The organism is Streptomyces sp. NBC_01506, assembly GCF_045040295.1.
Classification (GTDB): domain Bacteria; phylum Actinomycetota; class Actinomycetes; order Streptomycetales; family Streptomycetaceae; genus Streptomyces.
On sequence record NZ_CP109422.1, the window covers coordinates 5,290,582 to 5,304,483 of the forward strand.

Consider the following 13,902-nt stretch of genomic DNA (forward strand, 5'->3'; position numbering starts at 1 on the left):
CTGGCTATTGGACTAGACCTATAAGTCCGTAGCGGGCCGACCGCCGACCGGCCGGCCCGACGTCCTGGCCCGGCTAACCAGCCTCCCGAACTCCCGAACGGAAATGGGTTCCCATGAGCAAGCGCGCAGTCCTGGAGGTGATCGCCCTCAACGCCGAGGACGCCGTCGCGGCCCAGGCGGGCGGGGCGGACCGGCTTGAGCTGGTCACCGACATGGCGGCGGACGGTCTCACCCCGGCGGTCGAGACCTTCGCCAAGATCCGTGCCTCCGTCGACATCTCGCTGCGCGTGATGCTCAGGCTCCAGGACGGGTTCGCGGCGGGTTCACCGGAAGAGGTGGACGTGCTGGTGGCGTCCGTGGACGCCATGCGGGTCGAGGGCGCCGACGAGTTCGTACTCGGCTTCCTCGACATCGCCGGCAATGTGGACCTCGTCACGGTCGAACGGCTCGTCTCCGAGCTGGACCCCTGCCGCTGGACGTTCCACCGGGCGATCGACCGCGCGGCCGACCGCGACGCGCTGCGCAAGCAGCTCGCGGAGCTGCCGGGCCTGGACACGTACCTCACGGCGGGTTCGGCGAACGGGGTCGACGCGGGCATCCCGGTCCTGCTGGCGGAGGCGGAGTCCGCCGCCCGTGGCGAACCGGGTTACGGCCCCCAACTCCTCGTCGGCGGCGGCCTGCGGCTGGACCACCTGCCCCGCCTGCGCGCGGGCGGCCTGAACGCCTTCCACATCGGCGGCGCGGCGCGGCCGAACGGCTGGGGGGCGCCGGTGGACGAGGGGACGGTACGGGAGTGGCGAGAGGCGATCGACGGGTAGCCGGGTCACTCACTCCGCCGGTGTGGTGGGCCGGACAGGCTCTATGCCCCTGAACGAGAGCACCACGATGGTCACGGCCCCCGCGAAGATCCCGATGTCGGCGACGTTGCCGACGAAGAAGCCCGCGTAGTCGATGAAGTCGACCACGTGCCCGCGCCCGAAACCGGGCTCACGCAGGAGCCGGTCACCGAAGTGTGAGGTGGCACCGCCGAGGAGCAGCCCGAGCGCGTACGCCCACGGGGTGGACCGCACGCGCCACGCGTACCAGGCGACGGCCACCACGGCGACACCGGCGAAGACGGTGAAGATCCAGGTCACGCCGGTGCCCATGGAGAAGGCGGCGCCGGGGTTGTAGACGAGCCAGAAGCGGATGACGTCGCCGACGACATCGATGGACTCGGAGTCCCCCAACGCGCTGACGGCCCACCACTTGGACACCTGGTCGACGAGCAGAAGCCCGAGGGCGACGACGAGAGCGGACCAGAAGAGGCGGTGGGTGGGAGCGGGGCCGCCGTGGCCGGCGGCGTCGGCGGCCGGCTCAGCCGTACCGGTCGGTTCGCCTGCGGCGGCCGGCTCGCTCCCGCCTGCGGTGGCGGTCTCTGCTGGGACCGACGTGTCGGCATCTGCGGTCGCGGCTGTCCCGGCGATTCCCGTCGCGCTGCCCGCGCCGGCCACGGTCGTACCGCTCCCGCCCGCGGCAGTGTCCGCGTCGGCGGCTGCCGGGCCCGTGGCCGTGGGCGTACGGGCTGCCGACGCGGCGGTCGCGTGGACTGCGTCGGTTTCGGCCGTACCGGCCGGCTCGCCTGCGGTGGTCGGCTCAGCCGTACCGGTCGGCTCGCTCCCGCCTGCGGTGGCGGTCTCTGCTGGGACCGACGTGTCGGCATCTGCGGTCGCGGCTGTCCCGGCGATTCCCGTCGCGCTGCCCGCGCCGGCCACGGTCGTACCGCTCCCGCCCGCGGCAGTGTCCGCGTCGGCGGCTGCCGGGCCCGTGGCCGTGGGCGTACGGGCTGCCGACGCGGCGGTCGTGGGGGCGGCGTCGGTTTCGGCCGTACCGGCCGGCTCGCCTGCGGCGGCGGTTGCGGCGGTCGGCTCGGCTTGGGCCGACGTGTCGGTGTCGGCGGTCGCGCTGACCACACCAGCTTCGGCAGCACTGGCCGCCTCTGCGGCGTCGGCCGTCTCGCTCCCGCCTGCGGCGGCTTCGCCGCCCGCACCGGCTTGGGCTGTAGCGGCCCTGCCGGGGGTGCCTGCGGCAGCCGTAGCGATTACTTGGCGCGCGTCGGCGCCGAGTGAGGCCGAGGCGTCCGCTGTGTCGGCCGTACCGGCCGCTTCGGTTGCGGTCGGCGTGTCCGCGTCGGCGGTGGCGCCTGCCTCGCTCCCGCCTGTGGCGGCAGTCTCAGCCGGGACCGACGCCGTCCCGGCGACTCCGGTCGCGGGGACCGCGCCGGCCACGGTCGTACCGCTCCCGCCCGCGGCAGCGTCGGCGGCTGCCGGGCCCGTGGCCGTACGGGCTGCCGCCACGGCCTCAGCCACGTGGCGCGCGTCCGGGGCCGACGCGTCAGGGGCGGCCGACCCCGGGCCGACCGGTTCCGTCCCCGCCGTCGTCGCCGTCGCCGTCTTCGCCTCGGGCTCATCGTTCGAGTTCACCTGGACAGTGTCGCCTACCCGGTCGGCCCCGCCCACGCCGTGTCCAACTGGGGCGGCAGCGGCGAGCTGTGGATCACGGTCAGGCCCGAGACCGCGCGGGTCAGTGCCACGTACAGGCGGCGCAGGCCCGTGCGCTCGTCCGGTTCGGCCGCTACCAGCGTCGACGGCTCGTCCAGGACCACGTAGTCGTACTCCAGGCCCTTCGCCAGCGACGCGGGGACCAGGGTGAGTCGGGCGTCCGCCGTCGTCTCCTCGCCCGGGGAGAGGTACGGCAGGTCCGCCGCCGACAGCGCGGCGGCCAGGGCCGGGATACGGGCGTCCGCCGCGATCAGGCCGATCGAGCCCTCGTGGCGCAGCGACTCCACGCACGCGCCGACGACCGCCGCGTCCGCGTCCGCCGGGCCCACCGCGCGTACCGCCAGCGACCCCGGCGACTCACGTACCGACGCCACCTCCGTCAGCCCCGGCGAGATCGCGGGCAGCAGGCGCGACGCGTAGGCGATCACCTCGCGCGGTACGCGGAAACCGGCCGTCAGCTCCTCCACCACCGCGTCCGGCTTGCCCAGATGCGCCAGCGCGTCCGCCCAACTCGCCGTCGCCCAGGGCGTGGTGCCCTGCGCGAGGTCACCGAGCACCGTCGCCGAGCCGGTCGAGCAGCGCCGCCCCACCGCCCGGTACTGCATGGGCGACAGGTCCTGCGCCTCGTCCAGGACGACGTGGCCGAGCGAGTGCGTACGGGACACCAGGTCGTTCGCCTCGTCGATCAGCACCGCGTCCGCCGACGACCACTTCGCCGCCTTCAGGCCGCGCGGCGGCTTCGTCCACAGCAGCAGCTTCTGCTCGTCGTCCGTCAGCAGCCCCGCCGCGTGCTCGGCGAGGAAGTCCGCGTCGGAGAGCAGCCGCAGCACCAGCTTCGCCGGGTCGACGGCGGGCCACATCGCCTTGACGGCCGCCTTCACGGCGGGGTTACGGGCCACCGCGTCCTGCACCCGGTCGTCGGGGGCCTCGCCGGATCGCTCCATCTGTACGAGCACGGCGTGCGCGATGCGCTGCGGCAGGGCGTCGTGCGCGGCGCCGTAGCGGATGTCGCGGTCCAGCAACTCCCGTACCAGCTCCTCGAGTTCGTACGCCGGTACCCGCCAGCGCCGGGAGCCGCGCACCACCATCACCGGCTCCGTCGGCAGCGTGACATGCGAACGGACCGCCCGGCGCAGCACCTGTGCCATCCGGGCGTCGCCCTTCACGACCGCCGTCGCCGCGCTGTCCACGCCCTGCACCCGCACCTGGCCCGGCGCCGACGCCACCAGCTCGTCGACGGTCGCCTGCTTGACCTCCAACTCGCCCAGCGCGGGCAGCACTTGCTCGATGTAGTGGAGGAAGGACGCGTTCGGTCCGATGACCAGCGTGCCGGTACGGGCCAGCCGCTCGCGGTGCGCGTACAGCAGATACGCCACCCGGTGCAGGCCCACCGCCGTCTTTCCGGTGCCGGGGCCGCCCTGGACGCAGACGGAGCCGCCGAGCCCGGAGCGGACGATCTCGTCCTGCTCGGGCTGGATCGTCGCGACGATGTCGCGCATGGGGCCGACGCGCGGGCGCTCGATCTCGGCCTGGAGGAGCTTGCTGGTGTGGGCCGTGTCTGTCGGGTCGGTCGGGTCGATCGGGTCGGAGAGGTGTTCGTCCTCGTACGCGGTCAGCTCGCCGGCCGTGTAGCCGAAGCGGCGGCGCAGGGAGATGTCCAGCGGGTTCTTCTTGGATGCCTGGTAGAAGGCTTGCGAGACGGGGGCGCGCCAGTCGATGACCATCGGGTCGCCGTCGGCGTCGTGGACATGGCGTCGGCCGATGTAGAAGCGCTCGCCCTCGGCGCCCTCGGCCTCGTCGGCGCCGACCGCGTGCGTGTAGTCGAGGCGGCCGAAGAAGAGCGGGGTGTGGGAGAGGTCGGCGAGCGCCTTGACGCGTTCCTCGATCTGCGATTCGAGGACGGCGGCGTTGACCCAGTTCGCCGTCACGTCGCGGATGTCGAGGGCCTGGACGTCCTCGCGCATCGAGCGCAGGGCGGCGCGGGATGCGCCGAGGTGGGCGCGCTCGCGGGCGAGCGGATCGGTTTCTGCGCCGGTGGTTTCTGCGCCGGTGGTTTCTGTCGGTGCGGGGTCGTGCGCGGACACGGTGGTGCCTCCGGATGTACGCAGGCCGACGGGCCGCGACCCGGTGGGGGCGGGGTGGCGGTGGACCGGTTGTCGGCGGTGGATCACGTCAGGGCAGCCGGCCGGTTTCCGACCGGGCGGCGGCGCTCCTCGGAGGGAGGCGGGGGAAGAGAGCGAGTGTAGTCAGCGGGCGGCGGCGGGGCGAACGGGTTTATCGCGAGGTGCTCATCCCCTGGTAGCGGTCAGGGGCGGGGCCGTAGTCCCCGTAGGGGATGCCGTATCCCCGGAGGCGTAGGAAACGGCCCCGCTGATTCCCCCTGCGGAGCGATGTGCTGCGGTCGCTGAAGACGCACCATTGATGTATGAGTACAGCGACGTTCACCCCGGTCCAGTCCGTGCACGTCGGCCCGCCGCGCAGCGGGGCGACGGCGCTCGGTTCCGCCCCTCACGCCGGCTCGGACTCCCACGCGCCACACCCTGTCGGGAACGCGCTGCGGGCCGTCAAGGTCTTCGTGGCCGCCGCGTTCAGCGTGGCCGTCCTCGGGGAGTACGGGGAGGAGGCGGGCATCATGCGCTGACACCGAGCACGTACGTCCGCAGGGTCCGTACCGTCAGGCGTCCGCGCCTGCGAGCTGATCGGCTAGTCTCGCGGCCGTGACGCACCCGACCGTGACTGTCCGGTCACTCCTCGCAGTTGGCGCACTCGCCCTGTCGCTGACGGCACTCATCGCACTGACCGCGCTCTGCCCGGCGCAGTACGCCCTGCTCGCCCGGCCGATCCCCGTGGCCGAACGCTTCGCGGTCACCGAGTGGCGACTGCCCGCCACTTCGCCCCCGTTCGCGGCGATCCTGTTCGTCCCGGCCACCTGGCTGCCGGTGGCCACGCTCAAGGCGGTCGTCGTCGCGGGCAACGTGCTGCTTCTCGCCCTTCTCGTCCGGCTGTCCTGGCGGTTCGCCGGGGGACGCCCCGCAGGGGGGCGCCCTGCCCCCGTCGTGCTCGTCGTGCTGTGTGTCGCCCTCGCGCTGTGGCTCGAACCGGTCTTCCGGACGGTCCTCCAGGGGGAGATCAGCCTCGCGCTGACCTGCCTCGTCCTGTGGGACCTGACCCGCCCCGACCACGCGCTCGGCAAGGGCTTCGCCCTCGGCATCGCGGCAGGCGTCGAGCTGACCCCCGCCCTGTTCATCGCCTATCTGCTGCTGACGGGCCGGCCCGGCGGCGTACGCGCGGGGCTCACCGCCCTCGCGTCGCTCATCGGCACGATGCTGCTCGGCGCCCTCGTCCTCCCACGGGCCAGCCTCGACTTCTGGACGCTACGGGTCTTCGAGACCGGCGGTCCGGGCGCGGGGTGGAGCGCCGACAACCAGTCGCTGCAAGGGCTGTTCGCCCGCGCGCTGCACACGCCCGAGCCGGGCGTCGGCTGGGCGCTGGCGTGCGTCGGCGTCACGTTCGCCGGTCTGTGGCTGGCGCGAAGGGCCGTCCTGCGGGCGGGACATGAGACGTGGGGTGTCCTGGCCGTCGCGCTGACCGCGCTGCTCGTCTCGCCGGTCAGTTGGTCCCACCAGTGGGTGTGGTGCGTGCCGCTGCTGGCCGTGCTGCTGGCGGAGGGCCGCTGGCGTACGGCGTCGGCGGTCGCGCTGGTCTTCGCGGCGCGCACCTTGCGTCTCGTACCGCGCGAGGGCGGGGCTGAGCTTCAACTGCCCTGGTGGCAGCAGATGTTGGCGTCCCCGTACCCGCTGCTGGCGCTCACGGTCCTGGCCGTCCTCGCGTACGCGGCGTACCGCCACCGTCACCGCCACCGTACGATCACCCGGCAGCCCGCGACGGCCCTCCGGCTCCCGCCGCTCCCTCCCCTCCCGGCTCAGTTGCCGGCCAGCAACTCGTCGGCGTCCACGATGCGGTAGGCGTACCCCTGCTCCGCGAGGAAGCGCTGGCGGTGCGCCGCGAAGTCCTGGTCGATCGTGTCGCGGGCCACCACCGAGTAGAAGCGCGCCTCGTGACCGTCCGCCTTCGGACGCAGCACCCGCCCCAGCCGCTGCGCCTCCTCCTGCCGGGAGCCGAACGTGCCCGACACCTGGATGGCGACCGTCGCCTCCGGCAGATCGATCGAGAAGTTCGCGACCTTCGACACGACGAGCACCGAGATCTCGCCCTGCCGGAACGCCTCGAACAGCTTCTCCCGCTGCGCGTTGCTCGTCTCGCCCTTGATCACCGGGGCGTCCAGATGCTCGCCCAGCTCGTCGAGCTGGTCGATGTACTGGCCGATGACCAGCGTCTGCTCGCCCTTGTGCTTACGGACCAGCGCCTCCGTGACCTTGCGCTTCGTCGCCGTCGTCGCGCAGTAGCGGTACTTCTCCTCCTGCTCGGCCGTCGCGTACGCCAGGCGCTCGCTGTCGGTCAGATTGACCCGTACCTCGACACAGTCCGCGGGCGCGATGTAGCCCTGCGCCTCGATCTCCTTCCACGGCGCGTCGAAGCGCTTGGGCCCGATGAGCGAGAACACGTCCGACTCGCGGCCGTCCTCCCGTACGAGCGTGGCCGTCAGCCCCAGCCGGCGCCGCGCCTGGAGGTCGGCGGTGAACTTGAAGACGGGCGCGGGCAGCAGATGCACCTCGTCGTAGACGATCAGCCCCCAGTCGCGGGAGTCGAACAGCTCCAGATGCGGATAGACGCCCTTACGGCGCACCGTGAGGACCTGGTACGTCGCGATCGTGACCGGGCGGATCTCCTTGCGCGTACCGCTGTACTCGCCGATCTCCTCCTCGGTCAGCGACGTCCGCCTGATCAGCTCGTGCTTCCACTGCCTCGCCGAGACGGTGTTCGTGACCAGGATCAGCGTCGTCGCCTTGGCCTGCGCCATCGCGCCCGCGCCGACGAGCGTCTTGCCCGCCCCGCACGGCAGCACGACGACCCCGGACCCGCCGTGCCAGAAGCCCTCGACGGCCTGCTTCTGATACGGGCGCAGCGACCACTCACGCTCGTCCAGCTCGATGGCGTGCGCCTCGCCGTCCACATACCCGGCCAGGTCCTCGGCCGGCCAGCCCAGCTTGAGCAGCGTCTGCTTGATCTGCCCGCGCTCGGAGGGGTGCACGGCGACGGTGTCCGCGTCGATGCGCGTCCCGACGAGCGGCTGCACTTTCTTCGACCGCAGGATCTCCTCGAGCACCGGCCGGTCGGTGCTGGTCAGCACGAGCCCGTGGGTGGGGTGCTTGGACAGGGTGAGGCGCCCGTACCTGGCCATGGTCTCGGCGACGTCCACGAGCAGCGCGTGCGGCACGGGGTAGCGCGAGAAGGCCACGAGCGCGTCGACGACCTGCTCGGCGTCGTGCCCGGCGGCCCGCGCGTTCCACAGCCCGAGCGGCGTCAGCCGGTACGTATGGATGTGCTCGGGCGCCCGCTCCAGCTCCGCGAAGGGCGCGATGGCCCGCCAGCAGGCGTCGGCCTGCTCGTGATCCACCTCCAGCAGCAACGTCTTGTCGCTCTGGACGATGAGAGGTCCATTCACAGTCGCGCCCTTCGTCCTTCGTCCTTCGTCCTTCGTACGGCCAACGGCCAACGGCCACGTCCTGCGGCCAAACGTCCAGTGTGGCGCATCGCCGACGCTTTCGGGGCAGGGGAACCTCAGGGCCACCAGCGGTGCATGTCCACGAGGGCCTGAAGGAACTCGCGGATCGCGGGCGGGCCGCCGAGATCGCGTGCGGTTGCCGCCAGGGCCGGGCAGCCGGGAGCGCGTGGCGGATCAGGGCGATCCGGGTCCCGGGTCTCGGGTCTCCGTTCGCCCCGGGCGCGGATCACGTAGTCGCGGGTGTCGTCCCCTCGGTCCATTTGCGGGGGACGTCCACGTCCTCGAAGGGAACCGCCCTGGAGCTGCCCCCGGCCCCCGTCCGTACCGCCGCCGGCCACTCCTCGTGGAGCACGCGCCGGAAGGCCGACTGCTCGGCCGGCAGCGCCGCGCGCCGCTCCTCGGGGAGCCGCCTCGCGATGTCCGCCAGCTCGCTCTCGGCCTGGCGGGCCGCCGCAAGCGCGGGCACGCTGCCCCGCCCACGGCGGATCGGTGAGACCGCGCGCGGCGGCGAGCCCCGCCGTCAGGGCCTTGCCCTCAATGGCCCGGACCCATCCGGAAGACGGCGATCTCCGCCTTGCCCTGGTGGAACTGGCCCTCGCCAGTGGGCTCCAGGGCGACCGCGAGCCAGCGGCCGTTGTCGGGGGACCAGGCGAGTTCGTCGATGTACGTCTGGAACTGGTGGCCCAGGATGATCTTCTTGTCGGCCGTCCGCCAGATACACAACTCGTGCGGCCGGTCGTCGCCAAGCACCAGATAGCTCAGCTTCCGGGTGAAGCTGCCGATCGCCAGATAGCTTCCGTCCGGGTTGGACGCGATTTTGAACAAGCGCTCCGAGGCGTCCATGACCTTGTCGACCACCTCGGCCTCGGCCGGGTCGACCATGTACAGGTTCTGCTGGGCGCCGAGGAACAGCCGGGCGGAGTCACCGGAGAAGGCGTGGCACTGGATGGGGTCCCATTTGCCGGCGTGGGACAGCCGCCGGTAGGGCTCACGCTGCTCCCCGTGCAGGTCGAAGCCGCCCTCGCCGCCCGCGTGGTTCCGGGTGATTCGGTACGAGCCGTCGCCCGAGCGGCGGAGCCCGCGCTGAAAGGGCACCTCCACCGTCGTGCCCCGGTCCACGTCATAGGCCCACTGCGATTCCTCTTCGGGCCCGTCCCCGGAGTCGTAGCGCTTGACCACGAGGACGTGCTCGCCCGGCACCCACATCATCACCGGCACGACCCAGTCACCGGCGTGGGTGTGCACGGTCTCGCTCCAGTCCGCTGTGTCGTACACCCACACCCGCCCCTTGTCGCTGCACACCGCCAGGTACGTGCCGTCGTCCGAGAACTCCAGGGCCTCGACGCCGTCGTACTTGAGGCTGCCCGTCGTCGTCTCGAACGGCCGCAGGGTGAAGGCGGGTTCGGACAGGTCGGGTATGTGCGGCGCGTCCTCGGCCGTCCAGTTGTCGCCGTTCAGGGGGAAGAAGGTCGAGGCCCAGGACTGCCCCTCGCTCAGGTGCGCCAGCCACTTGCGGTCCGTGACCCGTATCTCGTACTCGCCCTGGACCAGCAGATTCTCATCCTTCCAGGCACCGTCACGCTCGTAGTAGAAATCGTGGAGTCCTTCCCACTGTTCCTCGGTGGGCGGGTCGTTGAGTGTCTTGGCACGCCGGACCTCCGAGATGAAACGGCGCGCGTTGGTGTCGACCCACTCGAAGTTCAGGATGTCATCGGTGCTGAGCACCCTGCCCAGGGAACCGGTACGTTCGTCGTCGTCGCTCAGATGGCGCCCCTCGTCGCTATCCCACAGGAACTGCAGGAAGATACCCGGCTCGTCGTCCGGCAGCGGGATGTACGTGCGCGACCCGGTCTCGTAATAGACGACGAACACCTTCAGCCTGACCCGGAGTTGGTCAGGATCGACTTCCAGCACCCGCACGCCGTACATATCGGTCGACATCGTCGTCCCCCTGAAGAAGTGACTCAGCAGTGATCCTTGCAGAGGGGTCTGACAGTCAGCCCGACCCGGCTGCTTACGTGGCCCCTGCGGGGGCAACTGGGGTGTATGGGTGCTGAGACGGAACGGACCGGTGCGCGGGGAGCGGGGGGTTCGGGTGCGGCGTGGCGGACGTCGTGGGGTGGGGCCGTGTTGCGGGTGGTCGTGTTGGTCGTCGCGCTGCTGCTGCTCGTCGGGTTCGCCGTCGTACTCGCGCAGTTGACGCTCACGCCGTCACCCGCGTCCTCGGAGATCGCCGGGGCCAATCTGCGGCCGGGGCGTTCGCTGCGGCAGTACGCCGAGGACTACACCTTCCTCGCCGCCTGCAAGCAGGTCGGCGGGAACGTGCTGATGGGCGCGCCGTTCGGGCTGTTGTTGCCGGTGCTGGTGCCGCGCAGGCACCGGATGCTGCGGGTGATGGTGCTGACCGTGGTCACGATGACCGTGGTGGAGCTGGCGCAGGGTGCGATCGTCGAGGGGCGGGCCTTCGACGTGGACGACGTGATCATGAACACGAGCGGTGCGTTCGTCGCGTATCTGCTGCTCGGGCGGCGGTTGAGCCACCGGTTCCATACGTTGGGGTTCCGCTCGCTGGAGGGACAGGCCCGGCGGGCGGAGGAGCGGGAGAGGGAGCGGCGGCGGGCGCGGGCCGCGAAGAGGGCGGAAGCGGCGGCCAGGAAGAAGGCGTCGGCGGGGCAGGACGGGAAGACCGGTGCCAAGAAGGCCGCGACTGCCAAGAAGACGCCGGCCAAGAAGACACCGGCCAAGAAGGCCGCGACCGCCAAGAAGGCCGCCGCTCCCAAAGGCGCGGCGCGGCGCGGGCGGACGTAGCGCCCGGCAGCGGTTACGCCGGGTCGTCCGCCAGTTCCGCGACGCCCGTGATCCGGTGCAGCGGGTACGTGCGGACCTCGTCCGCCGTGTGGTCGTACGCCGTCACGAAGCCGCCCTCCACCCGCACCGGCGCGATCACGCGCTGGCTCGCCGCGCCCTCCGCGTTGACGTAGCCGATCCACACCGCCGAGCCCGTCAGCGCGGCCGCCTGGACCGTCGCCAGGGTCTCGGCCGATGTCGTACGGGGCAGATCCGCGCCCGCCGGTTCGGGGAGCGTCTTGCGTACGACCGTCGCCGCCTGGTCCCCGGCCCGGATCGCCCGTACCGCCGCGCCGAGCAGTGTCGGCGCGGGCACCGGCGGGCCGTCCGGGACGGGGACCGGGGGCGTACGCGGCGGGGTGCGGTGCGCGTGGGCGCGGGTGATAAGGACGTCGCCCTCCGCCGACTCGGCGGCCGGTGCCAGGCCCATCGTGCGCAGCCCGTCCAGGAGCGTCGTGGGGTCGGCCTGGGCCGCGAGGACGGTGGGGGCGAGGCGGCGCAGCCGCAGGCCGTGGGAGCGCCGGTCGGCCAGGATCTCGTCCAGGACGGCCTCGTCGTCGCAGCGTACGTACGCCGACGCGGAGCCGATCCGCAGATGCCCGTGGCGCCGGGCCATGTCGTCGATGAGATAGCTGAGCGGCTGCGGTACCGGCGTACGGCTGTGGGCCGCGAGGAACGCGTGCAGGTCGGACGCCGACTGCCCGGCGTCCAGCGCGCGGCGTACGGACGCGGGCGTGAAGCGGTAGACGGTCGCGCCGCCCCGCGACTCGATGTCGGCGATCACGGACAGCGTCTCGGCGAGCGGACGCAGCAGCGGCCCGGGGGCGACGGCGGTGAGGTCGGCCTGGAGCAGGACGTGGTCGAGGGGTTCGGGGAGGTGGGGCGCGAGGGCGCGGGCGGCGTGCAGGCCGAGGGTGGACAACTCGGCGGGGGTGGCGGAGCCGGTACGGGAGGCGGGCCTCGGGAACGACCCCATCGCCCCGCCGTCCGGCGCCGGGGATGCGATCAGCGCGCGGCCGTGCGACGACAGCGCGCCGCGCCCGGTCACGCCCAGCATCTCCGCCTCGTTCAGCGTCCACGCGGCGATGCGCGCCCGCAGGTCCTCTGGCCGGCCCGCCACCGCGCCCCGCAGCGGGCGCTCCCAGCGCAGCCGGGCGAGCACGCTCTCCGGGTCGGGTGCGGTGCCCTCCGGGAGGCTCGCGAGCAGGTCCAGTACGTGGCGCCGTACCTCCGGCGCGGCGCCGCGGTCCAGGTCGGGGCCGAGCGCGGCGAGCGTACGGCCCTTGCTGTCCTGGCCCCCGACGAGGCCCGCCGTGCGGGTGGCGCCCAGCCAGGCCGTGGCCAGCGCGGCCCACCGCTCGGCCGGGGGCAGTTCGGGCCACTGGTCGTAGGCGGGCGTCGGCGCGTAGCGCTCGTCCGCCTCGCCGTCCGCCGCCAACAGCCCTGCCGCGTAGGCGAGTTCGACCCAGAAGGCGGCCACGGGCTCGGTGACGTCCAGCGCGGTGGCGGTGCGCTTGAGGTCGCGTACGGACAGGCCGCCGGCCCGCAGGACGTTCGGGCCGCCCTCGTTCCACTCCTTGGCCAGCTCCTCGACGGTCTCCAGCGCGGTGTACGCCTGCGCCGCCGCCGCGCTGTCCACAACCTGTGGACGGCTCGCGGACGTCGAAGCCACCGACGACGTCGAGGGGTGCGGCTGGATCTCCGGCGGCTCCGGCTCGGTGTGCCGGTGCGCGCGCCCCCCGCGCAGATGCAGCGCGGCCTCGCGCGGGAGCACGACCGTGCGTGTGGAGGTCGGCAGCAGCAGCCCGTGGTCGCGCAGCCACTGCACGGGCGGCGCGGGCTTCGAGGTGATCTCGCCGTACGGCGGCCCCCACACCAGCCGGTCGAGAACGCTCAGCGCGTCGGGCGGGGCCGTGTCCAGCAGCGCCGCCATGCGCGTGCGGTCGGTGAAAAGCGCGGCCAGCGCGGTGACCGCCGAGACCGGGTCGTGCGTGGACGGCAGACCGGCGGTGGTGATGATCTCCTGGATCCGGCCGGGCGACATGCCCGCCGTGGCCTCGGCGACGGTCGGGCCGAGCCCGGTGGGGGAGGGGTGGTTGGGGGACGGCGCCAGGACCTCGCGGGCGGTACGCACCAGCCGCAGCCGGTCGTCGGCGCCCCAGATCAGCGCCTGCTCGCGCAGCGCGGCGACGGCGCGCGGCAGGGCCGCCTCGACGCGCGGGTCGCCCTCGTCGCCGGTCATCAGCGCGCGTACGGCGCCGTACGGCGCGGGGTCGGTCGAGGCCGCCAGCGCCTCGGCGGTCTGGAGCGTGAAGCGGTCGAGCCGCTCCAGCGCCCGCATGACGGAGGCGCGGGTGCCGGCCCGGGTGGCGAGCTGGCTGAGGTCGTTCGGCACGGGGCTCAGCAGGTCGGGACGCGTGCGCAGCAGGGCGGCCAGCGCGTCGTCGTCGCGGGTGCGCAGGGCCTCCGCGAGCGTACGCGGGGGCGTTCCGCCGGTTCGTTCGGACACGTGCGCCTCCAGGGGCGGCTAGCTGATTCCCATCCGCCCCACGTTAGCCCCTGTGGGGCGCCGGGCCGGGGTGGCGGCGGTCGAGGGGCGCTGCGGCGCGGCTGCGCCGGCGTCTGTTGACAGGTGGCGGGCGGCTGCCTGTAATGGGGGCGGTGCCGCGTGGCGCCGGCCGAAAAGCAGTGGGCGGGCCGGTGACCGGGCGAGCACCCCGCAGGCAAGGGATCCGTCTTGAGTACGTACTCCACGGTCTCCGCGATCCGTACGTGACGTAGCCGCGAGCGCGAACGAGCGCCGCCGCACGTCCCCCCTCGTCTCTCACCCTCCTCACCCTCCTCACCCTTCTCAGCCTTCGCAGCCGGCATCGGCTCTGCGGGCTGCCT

The 13,902-nt window shown here is 72.8% G+C and carries 10 protein-coding genes; 4 read left to right on the forward strand and 6 right to left on the reverse strand.

Annotation, left to right across the window (positions count from 1 at the left end; all coding sequences use genetic code 11):
• The first annotated feature begins 113 nt into the window (after positions 1 to 113).
• Positions 114 to 818, forward strand: a complete 705-nt coding sequence (locus tag OG329_RS23440; RefSeq protein WP_405797810.1) for a copper homeostasis protein CutC — start codon at positions 114 to 116, stop codon at positions 816 to 818.
• Positions 819 to 827: 9 nt separating this feature from the next.
• On the opposite strand, the gene OG329_RS23445 is transcribed toward OG329_RS23440, so the two are convergent.
• Both OG329_RS23445 and OG329_RS23450 read right to left on the reverse strand, forming a co-directional pair.
• Positions 828 to 2,462 (reverse strand): signal peptidase II, encoded by a 1,635-nt coding sequence (locus tag OG329_RS23445; RefSeq protein WP_405797812.1) that lies wholly within the window; start codon positions 2,460 to 2,462, stop codon positions 828 to 830.
• Between the two features lie 14 nt (positions 2,463 to 2,476).
• Positions 2,477 to 4,624, reverse strand: coding sequence for a HelD family protein (locus OG329_RS23450; protein WP_405797814.1), 2,148 nt, complete (start codon positions 4,622 to 4,624; stop codon positions 2,477 to 2,479).
• Between the two features lie 341 nt (positions 4,625 to 4,965).
• Here OG329_RS23450 and OG329_RS23455 point away from each other — a divergent pair, with 341 nt between their 5' ends.
• Together OG329_RS23455 and OG329_RS23460 are read left to right on the forward strand one after the other, a co-directional pair.
• Entirely contained in the window at positions 4,966 to 5,181 is a 216-nt protein-coding gene (locus OG329_RS23455; protein ID WP_405797816.1) for a hypothetical protein, read from the forward strand.
• 76 nt (positions 5,182 to 5,257) lie between these two features.
• Complete coding sequence (locus OG329_RS23460) at positions 5,258 to 6,505, forward strand: glycosyltransferase 87 family protein (protein WP_405797817.1); 1,248 nt, start codon at positions 5,258 to 5,260, stop codon at positions 6,503 to 6,505.
• Here OG329_RS23460 and OG329_RS23465 read toward each other — a convergent pair.
• The 3 genes from OG329_RS23465 to OG329_RS23475 form a co-directional block, all read right to left on the reverse strand.
• Positions 6,463 to 8,106 carry a DNA repair helicase XPB gene (locus tag OG329_RS23465; RefSeq protein WP_405797818.1) on the reverse strand — a complete coding sequence of 548 codons (1,644 nt, stop codon included), beginning with the start codon at positions 8,104 to 8,106 and terminating at the stop codon, positions 6,463 to 6,465. The genes OG329_RS23460 and OG329_RS23465 overlap by 43 nt on opposite strands.
• A 286-nt stretch (positions 8,107 to 8,392) precedes the next feature.
• Positions 8,393 to 8,632: a hypothetical protein gene (locus OG329_RS23470; protein WP_405797820.1), complete on the reverse strand. Its 240-nt coding sequence runs from the start codon at positions 8,630 to 8,632 to the stop codon at positions 8,393 to 8,395.
• Between the two features lie 68 nt (positions 8,633 to 8,700).
• Positions 8,701 to 10,107 carry a WD40 repeat domain-containing protein gene (locus OG329_RS23475; protein ID WP_405797821.1) on the reverse strand — a complete coding sequence of 469 codons (1,407 nt, stop codon included), beginning with the start codon at positions 10,105 to 10,107 and terminating at the stop codon, positions 8,701 to 8,703.
• 186 nt (positions 10,108 to 10,293) lie between these two features.
• On the opposite strand from OG329_RS23475, the gene OG329_RS23480 reads away from it, so the two are divergent.
• Positions 10,294 to 10,974 carry a VanZ family protein gene (locus OG329_RS23480; RefSeq protein WP_405797823.1) on the forward strand — a complete coding sequence of 227 codons (681 nt, stop codon included), beginning with the start codon at positions 10,294 to 10,296 and terminating at the stop codon, positions 10,972 to 10,974.
• Positions 10,975 to 10,987: 13 nt separating this feature from the next.
• Here OG329_RS23480 and OG329_RS23485 read toward each other — a convergent pair whose 3' ends face one another.
• Entirely contained in the window at positions 10,988 to 13,522 is a 2,535-nt protein-coding gene (locus tag OG329_RS23485; RefSeq protein ID WP_405797824.1) for a helicase-associated domain-containing protein, read from the reverse strand.
• Positions 13,523 to 13,902: the final 380 nt, after the last annotated feature.